Below are 25,525 nucleotides of genomic sequence, written 5' to 3' on the forward strand. Positions count from 1 at the left end.
ATGGGTGCTGGTTGACGTATACGGAAATACTGTTTGCCGATAGGGGTATAAGAAAAACTTATAGCGGTGTTGCACCCGGCCAAATGCCGTCGGCACACAACTCGTCGCTGACTTGCCGCACCAGCCGGCTGATCGCCGCTGCCGCATTGGTCAGCGGGATGTTGCGGGAAGCACACAGCACCACGGTGCGCGAAATCGACGGGTTGTGGATGCGCTGGGCGCGCAGCGTGCCACGTTGGAGTTCGTCCAGCACGGGCGCGGAAGGCAGGATGGTGGCGCCCATGTCCGCCAGCAGGGCCGATTTGAGGATGGCGATCGAGTTGATCTCGATCACGTTGCCGAGGCTGAGGCCGGCCTCGCGCGCCACGCTTTCGATGCGCGGCCGCACGCCGTGCTGCAGGCCGGGCAGGATCAGCGTGGTGTCCAGCGCCTGGGCCAACGTAAGTGATTGCTCACCTTGGGCGTAAGCCGCGTCGGCGCGACAAATAAAGTGGAGTTCTTCGTCCGCCAGTGGAGTGGTGGCGAACGGACTGAGCTGGCCGTCGTCGAACAGCACCGCCAGGTTGACGCGGCCGGACTTGAGCTGGTCGCTCAGGTTGCCGGTGAGTTCTTCCGTCAGCTGCAGGGTGATTTCCGGGTAGCGGGCGCGGGTGGCCGTCAGCAGGGGCAGGGCCAGCGCGCCGGAGATGCTGTGCGGCAGCCCCAGGGTGACGCTGCCGCTGGGGCGCGCGGCCGATTGCGCCACGGCCGAACGGGCATCGACCACCTGCTTGAGGATGGCTTGCGCGTGCTCGTAGAACACCTTGCCGGCGTCGGTGCTGAGGACGCCCTGGGCGCTACGGTGCAACAGTTGCACGCCCAATTCTTCCTCCAACTGGCGCAGTTGCTGGGTCAGCGCGGGTTGTGCAACATGCAAGATCAGCGCGGCGCGCGACAGCGATCCATGATCGACGATTGCAACAAAATAACGAAGCTGACGTAATTCCATAATCAAAACAAAGGTTGCGATTGTAAATTTAATCCCGGCGGGAAACTGTTTGTTATACTTATGCTAGCGCAGTTCAGTGCTCGCCTCCTTATTTGATGGGTGCCCGTATGTTAAAGAAAGTCGACTCATCGCAGCTGAAGGTAGGCATGTACATTCATGACCTCAGTTGCGACTGGATGACGCATCCCTTCGTCCGCAATCGCTTCCTGCTGACCAGCCACGACGAAATCCGCAAGATCATCAACGCCGGCATCCACGACGTTGTCATCGACAGCGCCAAGGGCCTGGACGTGCAGGATGCGCCCACGCTGGCGGAAGCGCAAGCGGCCACCGAGCGCGAAATCGTGGAGATGGTGGCCAAGGCGCCGGTCCAGCCGCGCGTTTCGCTGGGCGAGGAAATGCAGCGCGCGGTGCAGATCCGCCATCAGGCTTCCACACTGGTGCGCACGGTGATGCAGGATGCGCGCCTCGGCAAGGCCATCGAACTCGACCACGTGCAGCCGGTGGTGCAGAACATCACCGAATCGATCTTGCGCAATCCGGGCGCGCTGGTCGGCCTGCTGCGTATCAAGAACAAAGACGATTACACCTTTTTGCACTCGGTTAGCGTGTGTACGCTGCTGGTTGCGTTCTGCCGCTCGCGCAATATGCCGGCCGACATCACCCATCAGGCCGGCCTCGGCGGATTGCTGCACGATACCGGCAAGGCACTGGTGCCGGACCATATCCTCAACAAACCGGGGCCGCTGACCGACGAGGAATTCGCCGTCATCAAGAAGCATCCCGAAGATGGCTACAACATCCTGCTGCAATCGCCGGAGATCGGCCCGATTCCGCTCGATATCACCTTGCACCACCACGAGCGGCGCGACGGCAGCGGCTATCCGGGCAAGCAGGCCAACGACGAGATCAGCGAATTGGCGCAGATGGCGGCGATTGTCGACGTGTACGACGCCATTACGGCCGATCGCTGCTATCACAAGGGTATGTCGGCGGCGGCGGCGCTGCGCAAGATCTATGAGTGGAGCAAGTTCCACTTCAACCCGCAGTACGCCCAGGAATTCATGCGCTGTGTGGGAATTTATCCGGTCGGCACCATGGTGATGCTGGAGTCGGGCCGCCTCGGTGTGGTGGTGGAGCCACACGAGACCAATCTGCTGGCGCCCAAGGTGAACGTGTTCTTCCATACCAAGAAGAACGTCTACATCAAGCCGGAAACGGTGGATCTGTCGCGCGCGGTGGGCTTCGGCGGTGGCGACAAGATCGTCGGCCACGAATCGCCGTCCAAGTGGAATGTCGACCCGATGCGTTTCCTGACCGTTTCGGCCTAGAAGAATTCCGCCGTATCGTTGGATTCGATGGTCTGCAGCAGGCCGCCGTTGAGCAGCTCGTCGTAGTGGCAGACCAGGTTGCGGCCATGGCTCTTGGCGTAGTACAGCGCCTGGTCGGCATGGCCCAGTATGATCACCGGCGCCTCCAGCGCGCTGATGCTGACAAAGCCCACACTCACCGTCACCTTGCCCACTTGCGGGAAATCATGCGCGGCCACGTTCATGCGGAAGCGCTCGATGATTTTCTTGGCGTTGTCCAAGGTGGCCGACCGCAGCAGCACCACGAATTCCTCGCCGCCGAAGCGGAACACGCGGTCCTGCGCGCGGAACGAGGAGGTCAGCAAGTTGGCGATCAGGATCAGTACTTCGTCGCCGTACAGGTGGCCGAAGCGGTCGTTGACGTGCTTGAAGTGGTCGACGTCGACCACGGCCAGCCATTGCTTTTCTTCTTCGCTATGATGGCGGCGCTCCGGTTCGCCCGGCAGCGTCAGGGCGTCCTGCTCGGTACAGGAGGCCAGCATCTTGGAGAGCTGGTCGTCGAAGGTCTTGCGGTTCAGCAGGCCGGTCAGCGAGTCGCGCTCGCTGTAGTCGAGCAAATTCTGGAAATTGCGGTAGACGCTGACAATCGCGCCGATCACGTGGATGGTTTCCTTGGTGTACGGCGTCGGATTGACGATTTCCAGGCAGGTGTCGGCCTTGTCGCCCAGCCAGATCGGCAGCCACAGGGTGTGCTCGTCGGCCTCGTTGGCGAGGTCGGCGCTCGATTCGTGACGGGCGATGCAATGCGCCAGCGCCGGATAGGTCGCTATCGGGTCGCCGGGATGGTGCTGATAAGAGGTGTCGACCATGCGCGCAGCTTCGCCGGCGTTGATCACGGCGCGTGGCCGAACGAAAATCTTTCCTCGGACGGTGGCCAGGGTCAACACACGGACCTGATCGGCGCGGGCAAGCTCCTGCACCGCCGAAATCACGGAGATGTCGAGCATCGTGTGATCGCGGTGACCGGTCATGTCCACCATGTGTTTCAGTAAGGAGTCCATTTGCCTTCCCAAAGAACAGCTAAGCAGGATAATAGCTTTTTGCAATCGAGGCAATTCTTGTGTGCGAAAAAAAACTCTCACACCGACAGAATGCGACCTTTTTCCGACAACCTGCTTGATCTGGCGCTAAAAAGATTCCGCATGGAAAACTTGCGCAGCGTCAACTCTCCAAAAACTGTGGTCCGTATAGTGAAGTCAATGGCGCGGCAAGCGGCGTCAGAGGCTCTTTCTTTACCAACCCTTCAAGGAGTACGAGATGAACTCGATTATTACAGCTGCCCAGAAATTTGCGCGCGACGAAGACGGTATCACGGCAATTGAGTATGGCTTGATCGCCGCCACCATGGTGGCGGCCGTGGTGGCCGCCTTCGGTTTGCTGGGCCCGGCATTGCAGGACGCTTTCACATCCATCGCCAGCAAGATCAATCCTGCGGCCCCAACGCCGTAAGCGACGGCAGGGCTTTCCGGCAGACCTAGGGGCCGGAAAGCCCTTTTTTGGGAGAAAAGGTGATGTGGAACGCGATTGAACTCATTTTGATTTGCCTGGTGGCGCAGGCGGCGCTGACCGATCTGACCCTGCGCAAGATTCCCAATGTGCTGATCCTGAGCGGCCTGATGCTGGCGCTGATCTTGCACCTGTTGAGCGGACCGCCGGGAGCGCCGCTGTCGCAGTGGCTGGCCGGCGGCTTCGCCGGCTTTTTTTTATTCCTGCCGCTGTATCTGCTGCGCGGCATGGCCGCAGGCGACGTCAAGCTGATGGCGATGGTCGGGGCCTTTGCCGGACCGTGGCAAGCGGTGGAGATCGCCGCGCTGTCGACGCTGGTGGGCGGCGTGATGGCGCTGCTGATGCTGTCGTTCAGCGGCCGCTGGCGCGACGGCGCCCGCAATCTGTGCCTGATCGGCAAGCCGCTGTTGCTGCGTCTGCTGGGCATGCCGCTGTTGCCCGTGCCGCTGCCGCGTGCGGCCAGCGTGGGCGGCATTCCGTACGGCGTGGCGATCGCGCTCGGCACGCTCGGTGTTGTCGTTTGGAAGCATCATTGAACGGTGCTTGCTGCAAGTCAATGTCCCGTTGGGACGTCTGGCTAAACTTAATTCCACACCGAAACTAGTTTCTTTGCGGAGATAACGATGCTAGCCCTCGAACCGCCATCCCCCTACACGCAGCTGCTTGACGCCGAGCCGGAAGCGCTGCTGCCGCCGCAACCGAAATCGGTGCGCGACACCGGCCTGCCGCAGCAGCTCATCGTCGAACTGATCGCCAAGGCGTTGTACCTCAACGGCCGCAGCCATCTGCCGGTGCTGACCACCCGGCTGCACCTGTCGATCAACGTGCTGCGCGAGGTGCTCGATTTCATGGTGGCCGAACACGTGGCCGAGGTGGCGTGGCGCGGCGAATCCGACATCGACGTGCAGTACCAGTTGACCGGCGCCGGCAAGCAGCGCGCCGCCAGCTGGCTGGAGCGCTGCTCCTACACCGGTCCCGCGCCGGTGCGGCTGGAGGCATGGTGGGCCATGGTGGAACGCCAGGCGGCGCAGGCGCCGCTGCCGAGCGCCGATGAACTGGCGGTGGAATTCTCCGACGACTTCCTGGCGCCGCCGGTGCAGCGCATGCTCGGCGCGGCCATGCACGCCGGCCGCAGCATGCTGCTGTACGGCCCATCGGGCAGCGGCAAGTCGGTGTTGGCGCGCCGGCTTGGCACGCTGCTGCCAGGGCTGGTGGCGGTGCCGCATGCGGTGGTGGTGGGGCAGGATATCGTGCAGGTGTACGACCCCGCGCTGCACCGCGCACCCATGCCGCGCCAGGTGCGCCAGGTGCCTGAGCGGCGCAGCAACGATCCGCGCTGGGTGCTGTGCCAACGGCCGGTGGTGGCGCTTGATGCCTCGCTCGATGCGGACATGCTGGACCTGCAGCTGGATGCGGCCAACGGCTGCTATCGCGCGCCGCCGCAGCTGAAAGCCAACAACGGCCTGCTGATCGTCGATGATCTCGGGCGCCAGCGCATGTCGGCCGCCGAGCTGCTGAACCGCTTTGCGCAGGCGCAGGAACTGGAGCACAGCGATTTGTCGCTGGCCGGCGGCTATCACTTCCAGGCGCCGTGCCGCATGCGGCTGGTGTTCGTCACCAGCCTGCCGCCGTCGTCGCTGCTCGACGACGCCGCGCTGCGCCGCGTGGGCTACAAGATTCCAGTGGGCGCGCTGAACGCGGCCAATTACCGCAGCCTGGTGCGCCAGCAGTGCCTGAGCACCGGCGTGGCGTTTGACGAGGCGGCGCTGCGCTACCTGCTCGATGAGCTGCACGCCGGCGCGGGGCTGCCGCTGCTGGCCTGCTATCCGCGCGAGATCGTCGGCCGCGTGGCCGATTTCGCCGGCTACATGGGTGAGCCGGCGCGCATGTCGGTGGCGGCGCTGGATCAGGCCTGGATCAGCATGTTCGCCGGCGCTGACGTTGAGCAGCGACTAGCATGAAGAACCGTCGCGCACTGTTGATGATGGCGTTGGCCGTCGTGTTCGGACTGGCGGCGGTGGCGGTGGCTTCGCGCTGGCTGCTGAGGCAGACGCCTGCTTCGTCGAACAAGATCGTGGTGGCGGCGACCGACGTCAACCTCGGTCAGCGTTTGACGACGGAGATGCTCAAGCAGATCGACTGGCCGGCCGAGAGCCTGCCGCGCGGCGCGCTGCGCGACGGCAGCAAGTTGGTGGGCCGCGTGCTGAAAACCAGCGTGCTGCGCGACGAGCCGCTGAGCGAAGCCAAGCTGGCGCCGGCTGGCACGCTGGGCGGGCTGTCGGCGTTGATCGCCGAGGGCAAGCGCGCCATCACCGTGCGCGTCAACGATGTGGTGGGCGTGGCCGGCTTTGCGCTGCCGGGGAATTTTGTCGACATCATCGTCAATACGCAATCCAACGACCGGGCGATTTCCAAGATTGTGCTGGAGCGGATTCTGGTGCTGGCCGTGGCGCAGGAAGTGGGGCGCGACGAGACCAAGCCGCGAGTGGTGAATGCGGTGACGCTGGAGGTGACGCCGGAGCAGGCCGAGAACCTGGACCTGGCGCGCAGCGTGGGCACCTTGTCGCTGGTGCTGCGCAATCAGGTCGACCCACGGCCTGGCACCACGGAAGGCGCCACCAAAGGAACGCTGCTTGGTGCGCACGAAGTTCCGGCTGCGTCGGCCGTGGCAGCCGTGCCGGTGGCCGAGCCGCGGCCTGCGCCGCCGCGCGCGCGCGCGCAGGTTGCCGTCGCCGCGCCGTCTGCGCGGTCCTGCATCGGCGTGATAGCAGGCGTGCATCGCACGCAAGAATGCCTGTGAGCGCGCCATGGACCCCCGCCACCAAAAAAGGGCGCTGCTCGCGGCGCTGGCCTTGACGCCGACCCTGGCGTTAAGCGCTGCGCCAGTGCGCGCGTTGGCAGGGCCGGCTGCGCCTGCGATGTCGGCGTCCGCGCGGGATTCCGTGCAGGCGTCGGCGCCGCCGGTGGCACGCGCGCTTGCGGCGGCCGTGCCGGCTCTCGCTTCGTCGACGGCACGGCCGTCGCCGCTGGGGGCGGGCGACAGCGCAGGCCTGCGCTGCAGCGGTCAGGCGGCGCAGCCGGGTAGCTTGCAGCTGCAGCTCGGGAAGTCCACCTTGATGCGCATACCGGAAGCGGTGCAGGCGCGTAGCGTCGGCAATCCGGCCGTGTTGCAGGCCATGCTGGTGGCGCCCGACACCCTGTACGTGGTGGGCGTGGACATCGGCAGCAGCAATATGATCGTGCAGGGCCGCAGCGGCTTGTGCAACGTGGTGGAAGTGGTAGTCGGCGTCGACCCCAGCGCGCTGCAGCAGGCGCTGGCCGCCTTGATGCCCGAACAGAAGGACATCCACGTGAGCGCGGCCGGCGACACGCTGGTCATCAGCGGCACCGTCGATGACGCACCCACCGCCGCGCGCGTACTGGAACTCGCCGGCGCGTTCGTGCGCCGCGCCGCGCAACCGCTCGACAGCGGTGGCAAGGGTACGGCCGCCGCTGCGGGCGTTGCATCGGCGGCGCAGGCCACACAATCCGCACAATCCACGCAGGCCGGCCAGGCAGGGCAGACCAGCACGCGCATCGTCAACTTCCTCAACATCGGCGCGCCGCAGCAGGTGATGCTGGAAGTGAAAATCGCCGAGGTCTCCAAATCCCTGCTGGACAAGCTGGAGGCGGGTGTCACCGTCAACTTCGGAGGCGGCAGCTGGGCCAGCACGCTGTCGTCCAACTTCGTCAGCGGCACCTTGAAAAGCCTGCTCAGCATCGGTAACCGCGCCAGCATCGCGGCCAGCAAACAGGATGGCCTGGTGCGCGTGCTGGCCGAGCCGACCGTGATGGCGATCAGCGGCCAGGAAGGCAGCTTCCTCGCGGGTGGGCGCATCTTCGTGCCGGTCGCACAGGACAACAACAAGGTCACGCTGGAGGAAAAGGAATTCGGCGTCGGCCTGCGCTTTACGCCGACCGTGCTGGCCGGCGGCCGCATCAACCTGCGCGTGGCGCCGGAAGTATCGGAAATCTCGCGCGAAGGTATCGGGATTTCGGCGGCCGGTTTTTCCGGCGCTTCGGTGCTGCCGCTGATTACCACGCGCCGCGCCTCCACCACGGTAGAACTCTACGACGGCCAAAGCTTCGCCATCGGCGGCCTGATTAAGAACAACCACAGCACCAGCATCAACGGCCTGCCCATTCTCGGCGAACTGCCGGTGCTGGGCGCGCTGTTCCGCAGCACAGACTTCCAGCAGGACCGCACCGAGCTGCTGTTTGTTGTCACACCCCACCTGGTGCAACCGCTACCGGCCAACTACAAACTGCCGACCGACAGCGTCACCACGCCCAGCCGCGCCAGATTATTCCTCGGCGGCCGCATGGAAGGTGAGCCGGCGGACGGCGCGGAACGAAAATAGACTGGAAAATATCATGCGAAATATTTTGCTCCTGCTGGCGGCAGGCACGTTGACCGCCTGCGCTCCCGCCTTGGTCCAGACCACGCCCCAGTGGGACGCCCGTTTCGGCGTCGACACGCGCATGGTGCTGGCGCAGCAGATCATGCATCCCGACGCTGCGCGCAACACCAATCCGGTATCCGGCATGGATGGCCGCAGCGCGCGTACCGCCTACGAGCGCTATCAAAAAGCCGGCGGCGAACAGCAGCAGTCTTCGCTGATGGGAGGCGCCAAATGAAAGCGCTCATGATCAGCAAGGACAGCCTGCTGCACGCCGAAATCGCCGCGCAAGGATCGGCGCGCATGCCGGCGGTGCAGCTGGTGGCGTCGCGCAACGGCCTGCGCGACGCGGTCGAACGCCAGCTGCCGGAAAGCCCGGAGCTGGTGATACTGGACGCCAGCGACATCGCCGCCGACGAGGGCGAACTGGTGGACCGCCTGTGCAAACAGTATTCCGGCGCCTCCTTCATGCTGCTGACGCGCGATCCGCAACAGGACCTGCTGATCCGCGCCATGCGTGCCGGCATGCGCGAGGTGCTGCAGCTGCCGCTGGTACACCGCGCCTTCCACGAGGCCATGGACCGCATCGAGGTGGCGGCCGGCCTGAGTCCCGTCCGCGAAGGCAAGGTGTTGGCCTTCATCTCCTGCAAGGGCGGCAGCGGCGCCACCTTCCTGTCGACCAATTTCGGCTACGCGCTGGCGGCGCTGGCCGACCGCAAGGTGCTGCTGATCGACCTGCACGGCCAGTTCGGCGACGCCACGCTGTACGTCTCCGACCAGAAACCGGCGATGACGCTGTCCGACATTTGCGCGCAGATCAGCCGCATGGACGGCGCCTTCCTCGATTCCTGCCTGGTGCACGTGGCCTCCAACTTCGGCGTGCTGGCGGCGGCCGATGATCCCAACCGCACCGTCGACATGAAGCCGGAGCACATGGACGTCATCCTGCGCATCGCGCGCCAGCATTACGACTTCGTGGTGCTGGACGTGGGCCGCCAGATCGACGCCATCTCGCTGCGCGCGCTGGATCAGGCGGACACCATCTACCCGGTGCTGCAACTGGCCTTGCCCGATATCCGTGACGGCCGCCGCCTGCTCGACATCTTCCGGTCGCTGGGCTATCCCAGCGAGCGCACGCGCCTGATCGTCAACCGCTACGAGAAGGGCGGCAAGCTGCGCTTGATGGACCTGGAGCAGGCGTTGGGCGCGGACGTGGTGCACACGGTGCCCAACGACTATCTGTCGGCCACCGATTCGGTCAACCAGGGCATCCCAGTGCTGCAGCTGTCGCGCAGCAGCGCTGTGGCGCGCAGCCTGGCGGAGTTGGTGGAACTGGTGGCTGCCCGGCGCGTCCCGGAGAGTAAGGGACTATTCGACCGCATCTTCGGCCGCAACGATGGAGGATAAAAATGAGCTTGCGCGAACGCCTGTCACTTGCCGATGATGGCCGCCACGGCGCCAATGGTCCACCGGGACTGGCGGCGGCGGCCTATCAGGAGCTGAAGAAGAGCATGCACCAGACCATCCTGGACCGCATCGACCTTGAGCGCCTGAAGCGCCTGACGCCGGAGCAGTTCAAGCACGAGCTGGCGCTGCTGGTCCAGCGCATCATCGAGGAGGAGCGCATTGTGCTGAACCAGCACGAGCGCCACAACCTGGTGCTCGACATCCAGCACGAGATGCTGGGCTTCGGCCCGCTGGAGCCGCTGCTGGCCGATCCCGGCGTGTCCGACATCCTGGTCAACACGGCCGCCAAGGTGTACGTGGAGCGCGCCGGCAAGCTGGAACTGACCGCCATCACCTTCAACGACAACGCCCACCTGATGAAGATCATCGAGAAGATCGTCTCGCGCGTGGGCCGGCGCGTGGATGAATCGAGCCCGATGGTCGATGCGCGCCTGCCCGACGGCTCGCGTGTGAACGCCATCATTCCGCCGCTGGCGATCGATGGCCCCATCCTGTCGATACGGCGTTTCTCGGTCAATCCACTCAGCATCGAGAACCTGCTGGACTACCGCAGCCTGACGCCGCCCATGGTGCAGGTGCTGCAGGCGCTGGGACAGGCCAAGATCAACATCCTGATTTCCGGCGGCACCGGCTCCGGCAAGACCACCATGCTGAACGTGCTGTCCGGCTTCATTCCCGCGCATGAGCGCATCGTCACCATCGAGGATGCCGCCGAGCTGGCGCTGCGCCAGCCGCACGTGGTGCGGCTGGAAACGCGGCCACCCAATATCGAGGGCAAGGGCGAGGTGAATCAGCGTTCGCTGGTGCGCAACGCGCTGCGCATGCGGCCCGACCGCATCATCCTCGGCGAGGTGCGCGGGCCGGAGGCGCTGGACATGCTGCAGGCGATGAACACCGGCCACGAAGGCTCGCTGGCCACCATCCACTCCAACACGCCGCGCGATGCCCTGTCGCGGCTGGAGAACATGGTCGGCATGGCCGGCGTGAACCTGACGCCGCGCGCCACGCGCCAGCAGATCTGCTCCGCCGTGACGGTGGTGATGCAGGTGTCGCGCCTGACCGACGGCACGCGCAAGCTGGTCAGCCTGCAGGAAGTCACCGGCATGGAGGGCGAGGTGATCGCCATGCACGAGATATTCCGCTTCGAGCAAAAAGGCGTGGACGCGCATGGCGCCGTGCAGGGACGCTTCTACGCCACCGGCGTGCGGCCGCGCTTCGCCGACCGCTTGCGCATGTTCGGCGTGGCCGTGCCGGATTCGGTGTTCGATCCTGACAAGATCTACGAGTAGCCGCCATGGACGCGATCTTCTCTGCATTTGCCGTGCTGTTGTTCGCCGCCGTGATCCTGATGGTGGAAGGCGCCTGGCTGTGGTGGTCCGGTGCGCACGGCGGCGCGGCGCGGCGCATCGCCAAGCGATTGCGCCTGATGGCCGCCAGCGGCAACGGCGCCGGCGAACGTGTCGACATCCTCAAGCGGCGTACCTACAGCCGCTCGCCGTGGTTGGGCAAGCAGTTGCGCCGCATCGCCCGCCTGGCGCTGTTGGACCGCTTGCTGCTGCAGGCCGGCGTGCGCTGGTCGGTGGCGCAGTTTATCGGCGGCTCGCTGGCGATGCTGGTGTGCGGGTTGGTGTTGCCGCAGATGCTGCATATGCCTTTCCTTGCCGGTGCAGCGGTAGCGGTGCTGGCCACCGGTGCGCCGTGGTTGCTGCTGCTGCGCGCGCGCGGCGCCCGCCTGCGCAAGCTGGAGGAGCAGTTGCCCGAAGCGGCGGACTTCCTGGGCCGTGCGCTGCGCGCCGGCCATTCCTTCGCCAACGTGATGCAGATGGTGGGCGAGGAAATGCCGGAGCCCATCGCCGGCGAATTCAAGTTCTCCTACGAGGAGATCAACTACGGCGTGCCGATGAACGAAGCCCTGCACAACCTGGCGCTGCGGGTGCCGCTGACCGATTTGCGCTATCTGGTGATCGCGGTGCTGATCCAGCGCGAATCGGGCGGCAACCTGGCCGAGGTGTTCGGCAACATCAGCCGCCTGATACGCGCGCGTCTCAAGCTGTTGGCGCAGGTGAGGGTGATGTCGGCCGAGGGCAGGATGTCGGCCTGGATACTGGGTTTGCTGCCGCTGGGCGTGGTGGTGCTGATGTCGGTGGCAAATCCCGGCTATGTGCGCGTGCTGTGGACCGATCCCCTCGGGATTAGCCTGGTCTGGTACGCGTTGGCTGTTGCAGTGTTTGGCGTGCTGTGGATGCGCAAGCTGATACGCATCCGCGTGTGAAAGGAGGGCGGTATGAACGGATCGCAGGTGCTGTTCCTGGCGGTGGTGTTTCTGGTGGCCGCCGGCGTGGCGGTGGCGGCGCTGCTGGTGTTTTCGCCGGTAGCGCTGCGCGAACGCCTGACCGAAGTGGTGGACGAGCCGGCCGAGGAGGTGGCCGATCCGGTGAGCACGGGCTGGGTCGAGAAGGTGGCGCAGGCGGCGCAGCCTTTCTCGCGCCTGTCGCTGCCGGAAGAAGGGTGGGAGCGTTCGCCGCTGCGCACGCGCTTCATGAACGCCGGCTGGCGCAGCGCCTCGGCGCCTTCGATCTACTTCGCCGCCAAGACCCTGTTGGCGCTTGGCCTGCCTGCCATCGTCGCGCTGTGCGGCGTTTTCACGGGGGCCGCGCCGCAGAAAAGCTTCATGTATTTCCTGCTGCTGGTTGCCGGCATCGGCTACTACCTTCCCAACGCGGTTTTGTCGCACAAGGCCGCTGCGCGTTGCCGCGACATCTTCGAAAACTTCCCGGATGCGCTGGATTTGCTGACGGTGTGCGTGGAGGCGGGCCTGAGCCTTGAGCGTGCGCTGACCAAGGTGGCGGGCGAGATTCACATCAAAAGCATGGCGCTGGCGCAGGAGCTGCAACTGGCGCTGATGGAAATGCGCGCCGGCTTCACCAAGGAACGCGCCTTGCGCAACCTGGCCTTGCGCAGCGGCGTGGAAGACGTCGATACGCTGGTGGCGATGCTGATTCAGTCGGAGCGCTTCGGCACCAGCATGGGCGATTCGCTGCGCATCCATTCCGACAATTTGCGCGGCAAGCGCAGCGTGCTGGCCGAGGAAGCCGCCGCCAAGATCGCGTTGAAGCTGTTGTTCCCGCTGATCTTCTGCATCTTCCCGACCTTGATGCTGGTGCTGATCGGCCCCGCCGGCATCCAGGTTTATCGCATGATGCAGCTCACCCACTAGGAGACCACGATGAAGAAAACGCTGCTCGCCACCTGCCTGCTGCTGACCGCGTGCAGCGGCGTGAAGATGGAAGAACCAGCCGAAGACCTTATCACGCCGCTGGAGCAGGCCTGTCTGAGCGAGCCGCTGGAGCCGGCGCGCTGGGAGCAACTGGCGGCGGCGCTAGCGGTGGCGGGAGAACGCGAGCGTGCCGCAACCATGTATTTGCAGGCGGCGTCGCTGCGCAAGCACGACGTGCGGCAGGACCACGCCACGCTGAAGCAGGCGCTCGCGGAGGACATGCCGCGCACGCAGGTGAAGCGCATCAGCGCCGCGTTGGTGGAGGTGCTGCGGATTCCAGCGCTTGCCGCAGCGTCGGCACATGATGATGAGAATGCGGCGGTGATGCCGCTGTCGGTGGTGCGGCTGGAGATCAGCAACGGCAACGGCGTCGCCGGCGCCGCTGCGCGGCTGGCGCGCACGCTGGACCTGGACGGCCTGAAGACGGTACGCCTGTCGAATATGCGGCCGTTTGTGGTGCCGCAAAGCCGCATCGAATACCGGGGCGAGCAGAAGGAGATGGCGCAGTTGCTGGGCCGGCGCTTGAAGCTTCCGCTGCAGCCGCTATCCGGCACGCGTGCGTCGGCCGACATGCGCATCGTGCTTGGCCACGATGCGCGCTACCTCAAATAAAAAAACCGTCCGAAAGGAGATCTTCCTTTGGGACGGTAAAAACACACCCATGTGTTTACTGTAGCCCGGCCACGCAGGCCGGCGCATTCCTTACTGCCAGTTGATGCTGCCCATGCCGCGTGAACTGGCGTTACGATTGGTCGGGTTGCCGTAGACCTTGGCCGAACCCATGCCCGTGAGTTTCAGGTTGGCGCTGGTCTTGGCGTAGACCGCCGCGCTACCCAAGCCGCTCATGTTGACGTCGATCGTGTCGGCGCGCAGCTGCTGCGCATCCAGACTGCCGACGCCACCAAGGCGGGCGTTTAACTGTTTGGTCTGGCCTATCATCTCGATGCGGCCAGCACCATTCAGGTTCAGTTCGACGTTGTCGCTGTTGCCGCCGTTGACGGTGATGCCGCCCACGCCGCCGAGACGCACGTCGATGTTGCGATACTGCGAGTCGACCTTGACGGAACCTGCACCGTCCAAGGCCACGCGCAGATTGTCGCCGTTAAATCCGCTTACTTCCGTTGAACCCACGCCGCCCGAGGTCAGCTGGCGCAGGTTCGGCAGCGTCAGTTCGGCGCGCAGTTCGCGCTTGTTACCGAAGTGGATGCCGTTCATTTTCTCGGTGCCGATGTGCAGCGTTTCGCCGTTTTGTTCGACCACCACTTTCTTGAGCGCGTCCGGTTCGCCGTAGATGGTCAGCGACGCCGTTGCGCCTTGCTTGAGTTTCAGGCTGATGACGCCATCGAGTTCGATCTTCACGGCGCGCGCATCGACGCTGCGGTTCTCGCTGATCGTGTCGGCCGCCAGCGCGGCGTGTGCGCCGCTGCCCAGTACCGCCGCCAGCATCGCAGCCTTCATCAATTTTTTCATCATGCGCTCCGTCTTGGTTCGAGTGAATTACAGGGCTGCTTTTTCAGCGGCGGTCAGGCGTTTCGCGGTGACCGTTACGGTCGGCATCACGGTCGCTTCGGCTTTCACTGCGATCACCGGGGCGATCGCGGCGGCTGGTTCATTCACGGCTGCGGTGGCGAAGGTGGTAGCGCTGGCGACGACGATGGCGGCTACGAAGATGGCTTCCATGTTTTTTGCGATGTTCATTTTGAGCTCCTTGTGGGTGGTTAGTTCGTTGCGTTGAGTGAACTATAGACAAGGGCTATCCGTCCATCCACCGGGATGTGACGAACTGCAAAAAACGGGGGATAGACTGCGAATTAAGGGTGCGAAGCCGTGCCGCACAGCAGATGCTCGTTGCTGGCGTAGACCTGCGCCAGCCAGGCGGAGACGGTTTTAAAGCGGGCGATTGAGCCGGCGTCGCGATGGCTGAGCAGCCAGATGTCGCGCTGCACCTCGACGCGGTCGCCGATACGCTGCAAGCCTTCCTGCTCGCCCATGATGCAAGGCAGGAGCGCCATGCCGACGCCGGCGCGGCAGGCGCGCACCATGGTGCTGAGACTGTTCACCTTGAGCACGCGCTGTGGTTGCGGCGACATCGCCGCCAGCCATTGCATCTCGCCGGTGCCGGCCAGCGAATCGTCGTAGGCGATCCAGGGCTGCGTGCCCCAGCAGGCGCGCGGCGTGTCGGCGAAGCGGGCGTGGCCGTAGACGGCAAAGCCCATGTCGCCCAGCTTGCGCATCACCAGCGCCGCATCCTCGCCCGGCTTGCCCAGGCGTAGCGCGAAGTCGGCCTCGCGCCGGGTGAAGGAGAGGTTCTGGTTTTCCGCCTGCAGCGTCAGTTGCAGCTGCGGGTGCTGGGCCAGCAGGGCCGGCACGTGCTCCAGCAGCCAGTAGTCGAACAAGAAATCGATGGAAGTGATGTTGACCGGGCCGGCCGTGGCGCCGGCTTCCTGCGAGGAGGCCTGCAACATGCTCTGCACGTTGCCGTAGACGGCGTCGCCATGCTCGACGAAGACTTGGCCGGCGTCGGTCAGCTTGTAACCATTGTTGTCGCGGATAAACAGTCGCAGCTGGAGCGCCTTCTCGGCGGCGGCGATGCGGCGGCTGATGGTGGAGGCGTCCACGCCCAACTGGCGGCCGGTGGCGCTCATGCTGCCACTACGGGCCAGCGCGAGGATCAGCGGGATGTCGTTCCAGTCGAAGTCGTTGCCTGTTGCCATGGTTGAGTTGGGGGTCTGCGTTTTTGCAAAGTGGTCTTGCAGTGTTGTCTGTTCCGCAAACGTTTTGCGAGGTCTAAGATTCATTCCATCGCAGCTGCAGTACGAAATGACTGTAGCACAACACTGGTTATCCATACATCGACTAAAAGGAAGAAGATCATGAACGCACACAATACCAACGACACCGTCAACCTGTCCCGCCGTGGCGCACTGTTCAATTCTGTCGGCGCCGCCGCTGCCGCCGTGGCCCTGCCGCTGGCCGCCCTGGGCACCTCCGCCGAAGCGCAGGCCGCCGTTGCCAAAACCGGCCCGGTCACCAAAACCGCCAGCATCATCACCACTCGCGACGGCGTCGAGATCTATTACAAGGACTGGGGCCCACGCGGTGGCCAGCCGGTCATCCTGAGCCACGGCTGGCCGCTGAATGCGGATAGCTGGGAATCGGCAGCGTTCTTCCTGGCCAACAACGGCTTCCGCGTCATCACCCACGACCGCCGTGGCCACGGCCGCTCCAGCCAGCCATGGGAAGGCAACGACATGGACCACTACGCCGACGACCTGGCGCAGCTGATCGAGGCGCTGGACCTGAAAAATATCATCTTGGCCGGTTTCTCGACCGGTGGCGGCGAAGTGGCGCGCTATGTGGGCCGTCACGGCACCAAGCGCATCGCCAAGCTGGGCCTGATCTCGGCGGTGCCACCGCTGATGCTCAAAACCGATACCAATCCGGACGGCCTGCCGCTGGAAGTGTTCGACGGCATCCGCAAGGGCCAGCTCGCCGATCGCGGCCAGCTGTACCTCGATATCGCCTCGGGCCCGTTCTACAACTACAACCGTCCCGGCGCCAAGCCTTCGCAAGGCATCATCCAGGCCTGGTATGCGCAGGGCATGCAAGGCGGCTTCAAGAACACCTACGACTCGATCAAGGCGTTCTCGGAAACCGACTTCCGCGACGACCTGAAAAAATTCGACAAGCCGACCCTGATCATTCACGGCGACGATGACCAGATCGTGCCGATCAAAGCCGCCGGCATCGCCTCGGCCAAGATAGTGAAGGGCGCGAAACTGATCGTCTACCCAGGCGCACCACACGGTTTGACCGATACGCACAAGGATAAGTTCAACGCCGACTTCCTGGCGTTCGCCAAGTCCTGATCTGCAAGTTGACCGGGCTGTAGTTACGGCGCAGAATGGTTTGACCATCCTGCGCCGTTTCATTATGAAAAAATGCCTGGTCTCGCTGGCAATGTTGTTCGCCGCCGCGCTCTGCGGAGTTGCGCGGGCCGAGGTCGTCCTGGTCTACACCAGCGCGCAGGTAGCGCCCCTGATGCTGGCCGACGGCAGCGGCATCTACCCGGACATGGTGGCCTACCTGAACCGGCAAAAGCTCGGCAACCTGACCTTCAAGCTGACCTACCTGCCGCGCAAGCGGCTGCAGCTGAAGACGGAAAGCGGACAGCTGGACGGCATCGTGATCGGCATGATGCCGCATTGGTTCGACGACTCCGAGCAGAAAAAATTCCTGTGGACCGCCCCGTTTGCGGTCGACCGCTACGTAGTCGTGCTGCCGCCCGGCGGCGCCTATGTGCCGGGCGCCACCGGTGCGCTGTCCGGCCGCACCTTAGGCATGGTGCTGGGCTACAGCTACCCGGACCTGCTCGACTGGATACGGCAGCAAGGCGTGGTCCGCACCGACGCCCTCAGCGACGAACACAATCTGGAGAAACTGCGCCTGGGCCGGCTGGACAGCGTGGCCATCGCCGAATCCGTGTTTCGCTATTACAGGAAGCGCCACCTGGCCGATAACTTCAACGTGTACGCGTTGCCGTCGCGGCAGACCGAGCGGCGCTTCCTGGTGCCGCATGGGCTGGAGAAGGTCTACGATCAGATCGCGCCCGTGTTGCGCAAGGCTCGCGACGACCCGGAATGGCAGCGCATAATGTTGCGTTATGAATAAGCCGCGTTATACTCGGGTTATTCATGAGATAGACGATGAAATACTGGGTCAGCCTTTTCTTACTTGTTAGCGCGGGAGCGCATGCCGCCGGGCCCTGCAAGCCGGTGCGCGTGGGGTATTCCGATCGGGAGCGTCTGCCGTATTACGTCGGTAACGGCGCCGTGGTGCCATCGCGGCCGGGCGTGCTGGTCGAGCTATTCCGGGATGCCGTCCAAAGCGGCGGCTGCCAGGCCGTGTTCGTGCGCCTGCCGGCGGCGCGGGTGAGGATGGCGCTGGCCAGCGGGACGATCGATATCGCGCCGACCTACACGCCGGGCGACGTCCATGCGGACTACGTGGTGGCCATGGCTGGCGGCGAGCTCGACACGCGACGCGCCTTGCGCAGCATGTCCGTCGTTTTCGTGCGCACGGAGGACAGGCTGCCGCCCGCCACCGATCCCATGCAGTATTTCAAAACCCATATGTTGGCCGCCAACCAGGGCACCATGCTGGCGTCCCAGCTCAAGGACAAGGGCCTGCAGGTGGATGACGGCAGCGTCAGCTCCGAAAGCAACTTCGAAAAGCTGCGCCTGAAGCGCGTCGACGGCTTTACCGTGGCCGTGATGACGGCCTCGGCGCTGGATCCCTACTTGGCCGCGCAGCACGGCAAGCACCTGACCCGGCTCGACAAGCCGCTGGGCGTGTCCTATGTCTGGTTGGGCGCCAACCGCGCCTACTACCAGCGCAACCGCGAGCAAGTCGAAGCCATCTGGAACTGGCTGGGCGCGCACGGCGCCCAGGCCATCGAATCGCTGACTCGCAAGTACAACGCCGCGCCTTAGCCCAGGCGCGCGTGCAGGAACTCCGTGGTGCGCTGCCAGGCGAGCTTGGCGGCGGCGGCGTCGTAGCGCGGCGTGGTGTCGTTGTTGAAGCCGTGCTCGACGCCGGGATAGACGTGGTACTGGTAGTGCACGCCGGCGTCCTTCAGCGCTTTTTCGTAGGCGGGCCAGCCCGCGCGGATGCGCTCGTCTTTTTCAGCGTCGTGGATCAGCAGATGGGCCTTGATGCGTGCGACGTCCTCGGCCTTGGGCTGGGCGCCGTAGAAGGGCACGGCTGCCAGCAGCTCCGGCATCTGCGTCGCCAGATAATTGGAGATGCCGCCGCCGTAGCAGAAACCGACCACGCCCAGCTTGCCGTTGCCGTCCGGCTGCTGCTGCAGCCAGCGCGCTGCGGCGACGAAATCGGCGCGGGTCTTGGCTTGGTCCAGCTTGCCGAACAGGGCGCGCGCCTTCTCCTCGTCGCCGGGGTAGCCGCCCAGCGTATGCAGGGCGTCGGGCGCGAAGGCGATAAAGCCATCCAGGGCCAGGCGGCGGGCGATGTCTTCGATGTGCGGATTCAGGCCGCGATTCTCGTGTACCACCAGTACCAGCGGCAGCTTGCCCTTGGCGTCTTTGGGCGACACCAGATAGCCGCGCACGGTGCCGTTGCCTTCCGGCGAGGGGAGCTCGACAAAGCGGGCGTTGAGGCGCTTGTCCTCCGGCGGGACCAGCGGCGCGGCAAAGCTCGGACTCAGCGCGGTGAGCAGGCTGGCGGCGGTGACGCCACCGACCGCATAGCGCGTGGCCGACGACAAAAAATCGCGCCGGCTGATGCGGCCGTGCACGTACTGATCGAACAGCTTGAGAACTTCCGGATCGAAATCGGCGGCGGTCTTGCGGGTCATATCGGGGCTCCGTGGCGAAAGGTGGAGCGTCCAGTGTAGCCCAAGGATCATGCATAGGCGTAACGGACGTCGGCTCAGTCGGCATCTGGCCTATCATGCGGACAACGACAGGTATTTGCACATATGACCAATTCCGACCGACGACAGTTCCCCAGCACGGCGATCGCCGTGGACAATGCCCTCTGGCTTGCGAAGCAGGAGGGCACCAGCCCCGCGATGGATTACATGAAGGAAAAAGGCATACCGCAAGAAGTTACCTTGCGTGTGCTCGGCAGTCCGGAATTCCGGCGTCAGCACCGGGATCGCCGGAAGGACAAGCGGGAATAGCTGCCGCTTAGTTTGACCGGCACTGGTTGATCGCCCTTGCCGACGGCGTGTCCGTGTGCCGGCGCGACTTGCCGGACAACACGCGCAGGATGACTTCCTTCGGCACGTGCTGGGCCTCCAGGAAGGCCCAAGCGATGGCCACCCCGCTCAGCGCATCCATAACGATGGCCTGCTCCACAGCATCGGCAAACAGGTAATTTGCTCTCGACTTCATGATCCCACTCCATGAGCCGCGCTGCGCACAGCACGGCGAAATCAAATGCTCACGGAGTTGGGTGAGAGTTCAGGTCATCCAGAAGAGCGCGTGGTTGGGGCGCCGGATGTTACTTTCATGGACGAGTATAGCAATCTTGTAGTTTTCGGCCATTTAACCTGTTGATGGGTGCGCGGAAATTCATAGGCAATGCCATGCGTTCAGCGGTCGCGCAGTTGTTCGATTAGACGGGAGGCATCTGCTCCAGCGATTGTGCTGCGGCGAGAACGCCACCGAGAATTCGGTCGGCAACCTTTTCCGAAAACCCGGCTGGCAACTCCGTGCGGACCTTGTCTACAATTGCAGGCGTGCGTTCTATGAAGTCCTGAACGAGAGACTCGGCGTTCTCGCCGTACCCGACCTTCTTCGCCGTGCTGTTGAAGTGGCGTCGCATGATGTTGTGTGCGAGGTAGTGCCTGTTCTTCCCGAACAGCGCCATCGCCATCTTGATGTCCTGCTCCGCCCACTGATTCGGCCCATGGCCGATGGCAGGGTAGGCCGACATTACGTCATAGATAGGCGTCATCTTGAAGCGCTGCTCGCCAGCAAGCAGCTGGATGCTGAAGTTCTTGGCGTGACCATCCGGCGCTCGCAGCATCCAGAACAAAAGCTGCGTGGCCATGAGTGTGTGCATGTCGGCGACCGGCTGTTGCGACTGGTGCAGCAGGGTGAACATTTGCTGCAGGCCCGGGCCGCCCTCGTTTTCGTATTTCATCAGCGGCGAGGTTCCTGTCGCCTGACAAAAATCCTCCTGAACCAGCCGGAATAGCTGTTTTCCGTCGAGCGACGGTGCCCGGTCGAAGCGCTCTACGACGAGCACCCGTTGTGAGCCGAATGTCACAATCTCCGCGTTCGCCGTGGGCAAGCCGTATTCTTTGAACAGTCGCAGGCATAGCCACTCGTTATCGACCGATGTGGAGAAGTCCGCCTTTCTACCGCCAACCAGACCCATGGGGAGCTTGAAGATGTGGGTCGTTGGCGTCGTGCCCCTCGGTTTCAGCCATTTGCCATTCCACCGCAGGAACGCGTCCTTCTCTTGGGCGCCTGCCAGGGAAATCCTGAAATCGTCACCAGGGGCCGGCATGGCGCCGTAGCGGCCTGGATTAACCACCTCCAGCAGATGCAGTTCAATGGCCTCATCGTCAACTACTATCCCGTCGACCTGCCCCTGTCTTTCTGGCTCCACGCCCTCGGGCAGAAGCTGTAAAGCCCCAACGCAATCTCGACCAATCGCCTCGAGAAGCTCAAATGCGTCGATAGACCCGGTCCTGAACCGGAGTGCGATGCGTTTGCGAATAGTGTCGCTGTCCGGCAGCAGTCCATCGAAGTAGTGGGCGACGCGATCTCCCTTTAGCGGCTCGTTATGGAGAGTGAACGGCAGCGATAGCGAGACTGGGCGCCCACGTGTGGAATTGCGCCAAGCAAGGTCGTATTGCAGTTCGGAGTCGCCTGAGGCGTTGACCGTCCAGCGTCCAACGTAGTCGCCATTGGCCCAGAGGTGTAGTGTTTGACGATGCGCGCGACGGCCCATGATTACCACTCCGCAGAGTTACTTTGCCCGCCCTCGATTCGCTCCCCGAGCCGCAAGTCCAGTCCGATTACCGAGCACCAGCTGAGCAACTGCTTGACGCTGATTTCATCTGGATTCTGCTCCAGGTGTGAAATACGGTTTTGGCTCAAGCCAAGACGATGCGCCACGGCGGTCTGTGTGAGCTTACGGCGCTTGCGCGTAGACAAGAGCAACTGACCTAACTGTGGGGAGGTGATGACAAGCTGGGAGGGGGCGGCCGTTGACATGGAAAGTATCCATCATTCAGATAAACAAAGATTAGCTGAATTTCAGATAATGTCAATTTATCCGAATGGCGGATAAAACAAAAAGCCCAGCCGATGAGGGCTGGGCTTTTCGACTTGGTGCCGACTGCCGGTTTCGAACTGGCCACCTGATGATTACAAATCAACTGCTCTACCAAATGAGCTAAGTCGGCGTGACTTTTACGGGGCAGATTATACGCTATTTGATCCGCGTAAGGGTGGGGCGGCCGCCCTTTTTGGGTGGGTCGGTGTCGTCGCCGGGCGTGCCTGGCGCTTCGGTTTTGACCTCTCCCAGCGGCGCTGGCGCCGGTACGGCGGACAGTACGGGCGCCGCCGGTGCTTCGTCCGCCGCGTCCGGTTCCGGCGCAGAAGCCGAACCGGCCGCTTGCGGTTCGAACGCCATGCCCTGGCCGTTTTCGTTGGCGTAGATCGCCATCACGTTGTTGACCGGGATGTAGATTTCGCGCGAGACGCCGCCGAAACGGGCGTGGAAGCGGATGCTGTCGTTGTCCATCTTCAGCCCGGAAGTGGCGCCGAAGCTGATGTTGAGCACGATTTCGCCCTTTTTCACGTATTCCATCGGCACCGTGGTGCCGGCGTCGACCTTGACGGCCAGATAGGGGGTGTAGCCGCTGTCCGTACACCATTCGTAGATGGCGCGCAGCAGGTAGGGCTTGGTTGAGATTTCAGACATGGGATTCCAGACTGCGGTAAAACACGACGCGCCGCCAGCTAAGGCCGGCAAACGCGCCGCAGTACTTCAACTAAACAGCCACGGTCCGATTAACGGCGCATGACCTTTTCCGACGGCGTCAGCGCTTCGATGTAGGCCGGACGCGAGAAGATGCGCTCGGCGTACTTCATCAGCGGCGCGGCGGTCTTCGACAGTTCGATGCCGTAGTGGTCCAGACGCCACAGCAGCGGGGCCACCGCCACGTCCAGCATCGAGAACTCGTCGCCCAGCATGTACTTGTTCTTCAGGAACAGCGGCGCCAGCGTGGTGAGGCGGTCGCGGATTTCCGCGCGCGCCTTGTCGTGGCTCTTGTCGTTGCCCTTGGCGCGTTCGCTTTCCAGCGTGTGCACGTGCACGAACAGTTCTTTTTCAAAGTTGAACAGCATCAGGCGCGCACGTGCGCGCATCAGCGGATCGGCCGGCATCAGCTGCGGATGCGGGAAGCGTTCGTCGATGTATTCATTGATGATGTTCGATTCGTACAAAATCAATTCGCGTTCCACCAGAATCGGCACCTGACCATACGGATTCATGGTCGAGATATCTTCCGGCTTGTTGAACAAGTCGACATCGCGCACTTCAAAGTCCATGCCTTTTTCAAACAGGACCAGACGGCAGCGTTGCGAGAATGGGCAGGTCGTACCCGAGTAGAGAACCATCATTTTTGTAGTTCCTTAGAAGAACAAAGAGGGCGAGACCGCGAACGGCTCACCCGGATCGATCGCCCGCCAAACGCGGGCATCGCAAAACAAGCGCCGATCAAGCCGGCGCTCTCGACTATTTCACTTCTTTCCAGAATGACGCATTCAAGCGCCATGCCAGGAAGGCGAAGCAGGTCATGAACAACACGACCACTACGCCCAGTTTTTTGCGGGTCTGCGCTGCAGGCTCCGCCATCCACTCCATGTAGCCCACCAGATCGGCCACGGCAGTGTCGTAGGCCAATTTATCCAGCTTGCCCGGCGTGACCTGCGCATAGCCGGCAAATTGGTGCGTCATTTTGCCATGCTCGTGCGGGTCGGCCACCTCTTCCATGGTGATTTTCTGTACGCCTTGCAGTTCCCACAGCACGTGCGGCATCGCCACGTTTTCGACCAGACGGTTGTTCCAGCCGGTCGGACGGGTGTCGTCCTTGTAGAAGCTGCGCAGATACGTGTACAGATAATCGCTGCCGGTGCCGACGCCAGACGCTTTCGCGCGCTGGATCACCGACAAGTCCGGTGGCACCACGCCAAACCAGGCTTTCGCATCCTGCGGTTTCATGGTGGTGGTCATCATTTCTCCGACCTTGTCACCGGTAAACAGCAGATTGGCCTTGATCTGGTCCTCGCTCAAGCCCAGGTCTTTCAGGCGGTTGTAGCGCATGGAGGACGCATTATGACAGTTCAGGCAGTAATTTACGAACAGTTTGGCGCCGTGCTGCAGGGCCGCCATGTTATTCGAGCGGTCCGGAGCCTTGTCGAGCGCGATTCCGCCCTCGTTGGCCAACGCCAGGCCGGGCAACAATGCCAAGATAGCAAGCAATCGTTTCGGGAAGTTCATGTGTTGTCCTTTTGAGTACTTTATCAATGGCCGTGGAATACCACGCGGTCCGGAACCTTCTTGAACGTGCCCATGGCGCTCCACCATGGCATGAACAGGAAGAAGCTAAAGTACAGCAGGGTGCACACTTGCGAAACCAGGGTGCGGCCGTCGGTCGGCGCCAGGGTACCGAGGTAGCCCAGGGTCAGGAACGACAGGAAGAACACGGCGTACACATATTTGTGCCAGTCCGGACGGTAGCGGATCGATTTCACCGGCGACTTGTCCAGCCAAGGCAGGAAGGCCAGGATCACCACCGAGGAACCGAAGAACACCACGCCCCAGAACTTGGCGTCGAGGATCTGCGGCAGCATGCCGATGATGGCCACCAGCGCCACCACCGCGATAACGGTCTTGACGGCGGTCGACAGGCGCGACTTGAGCCAGATGAACACCACGTAGGCGGCCACGAAGAACATCAGCACCCACATGAAGTCGGCCGTGGTGGCGCGCAGCACCGAGTAGAAGGCGGTGAAGTACCAGGTCGGGGCGATGTGCAGCGGGGTCTTCAGCGAGTCGCCCGGCAGGAAGTTGTTGTACTCCAGGAAGTAACCGCCCATTTCCGGCGCGAAGAACACCACCGCGCTGAAGATGGTCAGGAACACCGACACGCCGAACAGGTCGTGCACCGTGTAGTACGGGTGCGACGGGATGGAGTCGACCGGGTGGCCGTCCGGGCCCAGGTTGTCCTTGACTTCGATGCCGTCCGGATTGCTCGAGCCGACTTCGTGCAGCGCGATCAAGTGCGCGGCCACCAGGCCCAGCAGCACCAGCGGAATGGCGATCACGTGGAAGGCGAAGAAGCGGTTCAGGGTGGCGTCGGACACCACGTAGTCGCCGCGGATCCACAGCGACAGGTCAGGGCCGATCAGCGGGATGGCGCCGAACAGGTTGACGATCACTTGCGCGCCCCAGTACGACATCTGGCCCCATGGCAGCAGGTAGCCGAAGAACGCTTCGGCCATCAGGCACAGGAAGATGGCGAAACCGAACAGCCAGATCAGCTCGCGTGGTTTGCGGTACGAACCGTACAGCAGGCCGCGCGTCATGTGCAGGTAGACGATGATGAAGAAGGCGGAAGCGCCGGTCGAGTGCATATAGCGCACCAGCCAGCCCCACGGCACTTCGCGCATGATGTATTCGACCGAACCGAAGGCCAGGTTGGCGTCCGGCTTGTAGTGCATGGTCAGGAAGATGCCGGTGACGATCTGCAGCACCAGCACCAGCATGGCCAGCGAGCCGAAGATGTACCAGAAATTGAAGTTTTTCGGAGCGTAGTATTTGCCCCATTGATCATTCCACAGCTTGGTGAGCGGGAAGCGGTCGTCCACCCAGCCCAGTGCTTTTTGTGCGGCCGGTGCATCGGCCGGGAATTTCGTCTCCTTGAAGCCCATGG

General features: G+C 63.3%; 29 protein-coding genes and 1 tRNA gene. 16 read left to right on the forward strand and 14 right to left on the reverse strand.

The genetic code is table 11. The features are described 5' to 3' along the window. Positions 1-58: 58 nt before the first annotated feature. The gene (locus tag ACXZ1M_RS14670; protein WP_459053858.1) at positions 59-988 is read right to left on the reverse strand and encodes a LysR substrate-binding domain-containing protein; all 930 of its coding nucleotides are present in this window, start codon (positions 986-988) and stop codon (positions 59-61) included. Positions 989-1,095: 107 nt separating this feature from the next. On the opposite strand from ACXZ1M_RS14670, the gene ACXZ1M_RS14675 reads away from it, so the two are divergent. Beyond that, complete coding sequence (locus ACXZ1M_RS14675) at positions 1,096-2,319, forward strand: HD-GYP domain-containing protein (protein WP_459053859.1); 1,224 nt, start codon at positions 1,096-1,098, stop codon at positions 2,317-2,319. Here the strand turns inward: ACXZ1M_RS14675 and ACXZ1M_RS14680 are convergent. Then, positions 2,316-3,359 carry a GGDEF domain-containing protein gene (locus tag ACXZ1M_RS14680; protein WP_459053860.1) on the reverse strand — a complete coding sequence of 348 codons (1,044 nt, stop codon included), beginning with the start codon at positions 3,357-3,359 and terminating at the stop codon, positions 2,316-2,318. The two genes, ACXZ1M_RS14675 and ACXZ1M_RS14680, sit on opposite strands and share 4 nt — an antisense overlap. A gap of 256 nt (positions 3,360-3,615) precedes the next feature. Here ACXZ1M_RS14680 and ACXZ1M_RS14685 point away from each other — a divergent pair, with 256 nt between their 5' ends. The 11 genes from ACXZ1M_RS14685 (at position 3,616) to ACXZ1M_RS14735 (ending at position 13,659) form a co-directional block, all read left to right on the forward strand. Continuing rightward, entirely contained in the window at positions 3,616-3,807 is a 192-nt protein-coding gene (locus ACXZ1M_RS14685; RefSeq protein ID WP_459053861.1) for a Flp family type IVb pilin, read from the forward strand. A 62-nt stretch (positions 3,808-3,869) separates the two neighbouring features. Further along, positions 3,870-4,400 carry an A24 family peptidase gene (locus tag ACXZ1M_RS14690; protein WP_459053862.1) on the forward strand — a complete coding sequence of 177 codons (531 nt, stop codon included), beginning with the start codon at positions 3,870-3,872 and terminating at the stop codon, positions 4,398-4,400. An 87-nt stretch (positions 4,401-4,487) separates the two neighbouring features. After that, the gene (locus ACXZ1M_RS14695; protein WP_459053863.1) at positions 4,488-5,825 is read left to right on the forward strand and encodes an ATP-binding protein; all 1,338 of its coding nucleotides are present in this window, start codon (positions 4,488-4,490) and stop codon (positions 5,823-5,825) included. After that, complete coding sequence (cpaB, locus tag ACXZ1M_RS14700; protein ID WP_459053864.1) at positions 5,822-6,664, forward strand: Flp pilus assembly protein CpaB; 843 nt, start codon at positions 5,822-5,824, stop codon at positions 6,662-6,664. Before ACXZ1M_RS14695 ends, cpaB begins: the two co-directional genes overlap by 4 nt. 7 nt (positions 6,665-6,671) lie before the next feature. Next, positions 6,672-8,264 (forward strand): type II and III secretion system protein family protein, encoded by a 1,593-nt coding sequence (locus ACXZ1M_RS14705; RefSeq protein WP_459053865.1) that lies wholly within the window; start codon positions 6,672-6,674, stop codon positions 8,262-8,264. Between the two features lie 13 nt (positions 8,265-8,277). After that, positions 8,278-8,541 (forward strand): hypothetical protein, encoded by a 264-nt coding sequence (locus ACXZ1M_RS14710; RefSeq protein ID WP_459053866.1) that lies wholly within the window; start codon positions 8,278-8,280, stop codon positions 8,539-8,541. Further along, a complete protein-coding gene (locus tag ACXZ1M_RS14715; RefSeq protein WP_459053867.1) occupies positions 8,538-9,710 on the forward strand; it encodes an AAA family ATPase in 1,173 nt (390 codons plus the stop codon). The genes ACXZ1M_RS14710 and ACXZ1M_RS14715 overlap by 4 nt, the downstream gene beginning before the upstream one ends. A gap of 2 nt (positions 9,711-9,712) precedes the next feature. Beyond that, positions 9,713-11,059: a CpaF family protein gene (locus ACXZ1M_RS14720; protein ID WP_459053868.1), complete on the forward strand. Its 1,347-nt coding sequence runs from the start codon at positions 9,713-9,715 to the stop codon at positions 11,057-11,059. Positions 11,060-11,064: 5 nt separating this feature from the next. Continuing rightward, positions 11,065-12,042: a type II secretion system F family protein gene (locus ACXZ1M_RS14725; protein ID WP_459053869.1), complete on the forward strand. Its 978-nt coding sequence runs from the start codon at positions 11,065-11,067 to the stop codon at positions 12,040-12,042. A gap of 12 nt (positions 12,043-12,054) precedes the next feature. Then, positions 12,055-12,987 carry a type II secretion system F family protein gene (locus ACXZ1M_RS14730; RefSeq protein ID WP_459053870.1) on the forward strand — a complete coding sequence of 311 codons (933 nt, stop codon included), beginning with the start codon at positions 12,055-12,057 and terminating at the stop codon, positions 12,985-12,987. A 9-nt stretch (positions 12,988-12,996) separates the two neighbouring features. Continuing rightward, positions 12,997-13,659: a LytR C-terminal domain-containing protein gene (locus ACXZ1M_RS14735; RefSeq protein WP_459053871.1), complete on the forward strand. Its 663-nt coding sequence runs from the start codon at positions 12,997-12,999 to the stop codon at positions 13,657-13,659. Between the two features lie 90 nt (positions 13,660-13,749). Here the strand turns inward: ACXZ1M_RS14735 and ACXZ1M_RS14740 are convergent, their stop codons facing one another. From ACXZ1M_RS14740 to ACXZ1M_RS14750, 3 genes are all read right to left on the reverse strand, one after another. Then, a complete protein-coding gene (locus ACXZ1M_RS14740; protein ID WP_459053872.1) occupies positions 13,750-14,520 on the reverse strand; it encodes a head GIN domain-containing protein in 771 nt (256 codons plus the stop codon). Positions 14,521-14,544: 24 nt separating this feature from the next. Next, a complete protein-coding gene (locus ACXZ1M_RS14745; protein ID WP_459053873.1) occupies positions 14,545-14,745 on the reverse strand; it encodes a hypothetical protein in 201 nt (66 codons plus the stop codon). Positions 14,746-14,858: 113 nt separating this feature from the next. Continuing rightward, on the reverse strand, positions 14,859-15,761 hold the full coding sequence (locus ACXZ1M_RS14750; RefSeq protein WP_459053874.1) for a LysR family transcriptional regulator: 903 nt from the start codon (positions 15,759-15,761) through the stop codon (positions 14,859-14,861). Positions 15,762-15,920: 159 nt separating this feature from the next. On the opposite strand from ACXZ1M_RS14750, the gene ACXZ1M_RS14755 reads away from it, so the two are divergent. The 3 genes from ACXZ1M_RS14755 to ACXZ1M_RS14765 all read left to right on the forward strand — a co-directional run bounded on the left by ACXZ1M_RS14755 (position 15,921) and on the right by ACXZ1M_RS14765 (position 18,539). Further along, positions 15,921-16,916 (forward strand): alpha/beta fold hydrolase, encoded by a 996-nt coding sequence (locus ACXZ1M_RS14755; RefSeq protein ID WP_459053875.1) that lies wholly within the window; start codon positions 15,921-15,923, stop codon positions 16,914-16,916. Positions 16,917-16,980: 64 nt separating this feature from the next. Beyond that, positions 16,981-17,718, forward strand: coding sequence for a substrate-binding periplasmic protein (locus tag ACXZ1M_RS14760; protein WP_459053876.1), 738 nt, complete (start codon positions 16,981-16,983; stop codon positions 17,716-17,718). 110 nt (positions 17,719-17,828) lie between these two features. Next, complete coding sequence (locus ACXZ1M_RS14765) at positions 17,829-18,539, forward strand: hypothetical protein (RefSeq protein WP_459053877.1); 711 nt, start codon at positions 17,829-17,831, stop codon at positions 18,537-18,539. On the opposite strand, the gene ACXZ1M_RS14770 is transcribed toward ACXZ1M_RS14765, so the two are convergent. Continuing rightward, the gene (locus ACXZ1M_RS14770; protein ID WP_459053878.1) at positions 18,536-19,420 is read right to left on the reverse strand and encodes a dienelactone hydrolase family protein; all 885 of its coding nucleotides are present in this window, start codon (positions 19,418-19,420) and stop codon (positions 18,536-18,538) included. The genes ACXZ1M_RS14765 and ACXZ1M_RS14770 overlap by 4 nt on opposite strands. A 123-nt stretch (positions 19,421-19,543) precedes the next feature. Between ACXZ1M_RS14770 and ACXZ1M_RS14775 the strand changes: the two genes are divergently transcribed. Continuing rightward, the gene (locus ACXZ1M_RS14775) at positions 19,544-19,747 is read left to right on the forward strand and encodes a hypothetical protein (RefSeq protein ID WP_459053879.1); all 204 of its coding nucleotides are present in this window, start codon (positions 19,544-19,546) and stop codon (positions 19,745-19,747) included. Between the two features lie 7 nt (positions 19,748-19,754). Here ACXZ1M_RS14775 and ACXZ1M_RS14780 read toward each other — a convergent pair whose 3' ends face one another. The 8 genes from ACXZ1M_RS14780 to ACXZ1M_RS14815 form a co-directional block, all read right to left on the reverse strand. After that, positions 19,755-19,961 carry a hypothetical protein gene (locus ACXZ1M_RS14780; protein ID WP_459053880.1) on the reverse strand — a complete coding sequence of 69 codons (207 nt, stop codon included), beginning with the start codon at positions 19,959-19,961 and terminating at the stop codon, positions 19,755-19,757. 223 nt (positions 19,962-20,184) lie between these two features. After that, entirely contained in the window at positions 20,185-21,531 is a 1,347-nt protein-coding gene (locus tag ACXZ1M_RS14785; protein ID WP_459053881.1) for a type II toxin-antitoxin system HipA family toxin, read from the reverse strand. A gap of 2 nt (positions 21,532-21,533) precedes the next feature. Beyond that, a complete protein-coding gene (locus ACXZ1M_RS14790) occupies positions 21,534-21,797 on the reverse strand; it encodes a helix-turn-helix domain-containing protein (RefSeq protein ID WP_459053882.1) in 264 nt (87 codons plus the stop codon). Between the two features lie 115 nt (positions 21,798-21,912). After that, positions 21,913-21,988: transfer RNA gene (locus tag ACXZ1M_RS14795), tRNA-Thr, on the reverse strand. 26 nt (positions 21,989-22,014) lie between these two features. Then, positions 22,015-22,509, reverse strand: coding sequence for a ClpXP protease specificity-enhancing factor (locus tag ACXZ1M_RS14800; RefSeq protein ID WP_459053883.1), 495 nt, complete (start codon positions 22,507-22,509; stop codon positions 22,015-22,017). Between the two features lie 89 nt (positions 22,510-22,598). Then, a complete protein-coding gene (locus ACXZ1M_RS14805; RefSeq protein ID WP_072788101.1) occupies positions 22,599-23,210 on the reverse strand; it encodes a glutathione S-transferase N-terminal domain-containing protein in 612 nt (203 codons plus the stop codon). A gap of 115 nt (positions 23,211-23,325) precedes the next feature. Continuing rightward, positions 23,326-24,090 carry a cytochrome c1 gene (locus ACXZ1M_RS14810; RefSeq protein ID WP_459053884.1) on the reverse strand — a complete coding sequence of 255 codons (765 nt, stop codon included), beginning with the start codon at positions 24,088-24,090 and terminating at the stop codon, positions 23,326-23,328. A gap of 23 nt (positions 24,091-24,113) precedes the next feature. Next, complete coding sequence (locus tag ACXZ1M_RS14815; RefSeq protein ID WP_373989992.1) at positions 24,114-25,523, reverse strand: cytochrome b; 1,410 nt, start codon at positions 25,521-25,523, stop codon at positions 24,114-24,116. Between the last annotated feature and the right edge of the window lie 2 nt (positions 25,524-25,525).

This window comes from Duganella paludis, assembly GCF_054461335.1.

Excerpts from the sequence above, each read along its gene's own strand:
- ACXZ1M_RS14690 (WP_459053862.1), top strand. The coding sequence starts at position 3,870 with ATGTGGAACGCGATTGAACTCATTTTGATTTGCCTGGTGGCGCAGGCG.
- ACXZ1M_RS14685 (WP_459053861.1), top strand. The coding sequence starts at position 3,616 with ATGAACTCGATTATTACAGCTGCCCAGAAATTTGCGCGCGACGAAGAC.
- ACXZ1M_RS14710 (WP_459053866.1), top strand. The coding sequence starts at position 8,278 with ATGCGAAATATTTTGCTCCTGCTGGCGGCAGGCACGTTGACCGCCTGC.
- ACXZ1M_RS14805 (WP_072788101.1), bottom strand. The coding sequence starts at position 23,210 with ATGATGGTTCTCTACTCGGGTACGACCTGCCCATTCTCGCAACGCTGC.
- ACXZ1M_RS14705 (WP_459053865.1), top strand. The coding sequence starts at position 6,672 with ATGGACCCCCGCCACCAAAAAAGGGCGCTGCTCGCGGCGCTGGCCTTG.
- ACXZ1M_RS14780 (WP_459053880.1), bottom strand. The coding sequence starts at position 19,961 with ATGAAGTCGAGAGCAAATTACCTGTTTGCCGATGCTGTGGAGCAGGCC.
- ACXZ1M_RS14775 (WP_459053879.1), top strand. The coding sequence starts at position 19,544 with ATGACCAATTCCGACCGACGACAGTTCCCCAGCACGGCGATCGCCGTG.
- ACXZ1M_RS14760 (WP_459053876.1), top strand. The coding sequence starts at position 16,981 with ATGAAAAAATGCCTGGTCTCGCTGGCAATGTTGTTCGCCGCCGCGCTC.
- ACXZ1M_RS14730 (WP_459053870.1), top strand. The coding sequence starts at position 12,055 with ATGAACGGATCGCAGGTGCTGTTCCTGGCGGTGGTGTTTCTGGTGGCC.
- ACXZ1M_RS14670 (WP_459053858.1), bottom strand. The coding sequence starts at position 988 with ATGGAATTACGTCAGCTTCGTTATTTTGTTGCAATCGTCGATCATGGA.
- ACXZ1M_RS14715 (WP_459053867.1), top strand. The coding sequence starts at position 8,538 with ATGAAAGCGCTCATGATCAGCAAGGACAGCCTGCTGCACGCCGAAATC.
- ACXZ1M_RS14800 (WP_459053883.1), bottom strand. The coding sequence starts at position 22,509 with ATGTCTGAAATCTCAACCAAGCCCTACCTGCTGCGCGCCATCTACGAA.
- ACXZ1M_RS14750 (WP_459053874.1), bottom strand. The coding sequence starts at position 15,761 with ATGGCAACAGGCAACGACTTCGACTGGAACGACATCCCGCTGATCCTC.
- ACXZ1M_RS14740 (WP_459053872.1), bottom strand. The coding sequence starts at position 14,520 with ATGATGAAAAAATTGATGAAGGCTGCGATGCTGGCGGCGGTACTGGGC.
- ACXZ1M_RS14680 (WP_459053860.1), bottom strand. The coding sequence starts at position 3,359 with ATGGACTCCTTACTGAAACACATGGTGGACATGACCGGTCACCGCGAT.
- ACXZ1M_RS14745 (WP_459053873.1), bottom strand. The coding sequence starts at position 14,745 with ATGAACATCGCAAAAAACATGGAAGCCATCTTCGTAGCCGCCATCGTC.
- ACXZ1M_RS14810 (WP_459053884.1), bottom strand. The coding sequence starts at position 24,090 with ATGAACTTCCCGAAACGATTGCTTGCTATCTTGGCATTGTTGCCCGGC.
- ACXZ1M_RS14785 (WP_459053881.1), bottom strand. The coding sequence starts at position 21,531 with ATGGGCCGTCGCGCGCATCGTCAAACACTACACCTCTGGGCCAATGGC.
- cpaB (WP_459053864.1), top strand. The coding sequence starts at position 5,822 with ATGAAGAACCGTCGCGCACTGTTGATGATGGCGTTGGCCGTCGTGTTC.
- ACXZ1M_RS14695 (WP_459053863.1), top strand. The coding sequence starts at position 4,488 with ATGCTAGCCCTCGAACCGCCATCCCCCTACACGCAGCTGCTTGACGCC.
- ACXZ1M_RS14790 (WP_459053882.1), bottom strand. The coding sequence starts at position 21,797 with ATGTCAACGGCCGCCCCCTCCCAGCTTGTCATCACCTCCCCACAGTTA.
- ACXZ1M_RS14770 (WP_459053878.1), bottom strand. The coding sequence starts at position 19,420 with ATGACCCGCAAGACCGCCGCCGATTTCGATCCGGAAGTTCTCAAGCTG.
- ACXZ1M_RS14735 (WP_459053871.1), top strand. The coding sequence starts at position 12,997 with ATGAAGAAAACGCTGCTCGCCACCTGCCTGCTGCTGACCGCGTGCAGC.
- ACXZ1M_RS14755 (WP_459053875.1), top strand. The coding sequence starts at position 15,921 with ATGAACGCACACAATACCAACGACACCGTCAACCTGTCCCGCCGTGGC.
- ACXZ1M_RS14815 (WP_373989992.1), bottom strand. The coding sequence starts at position 25,523 with ATGGGCTTCAAGGAGACGAAATTCCCGGCCGATGCACCGGCCGCACAA.
- ACXZ1M_RS14725 (WP_459053869.1), top strand. The coding sequence starts at position 11,065 with ATGGACGCGATCTTCTCTGCATTTGCCGTGCTGTTGTTCGCCGCCGTG.
- ACXZ1M_RS14720 (WP_459053868.1), top strand. The coding sequence starts at position 9,713 with ATGAGCTTGCGCGAACGCCTGTCACTTGCCGATGATGGCCGCCACGGC.
- ACXZ1M_RS14675 (WP_459053859.1), top strand. The coding sequence starts at position 1,096 with ATGTTAAAGAAAGTCGACTCATCGCAGCTGAAGGTAGGCATGTACATT.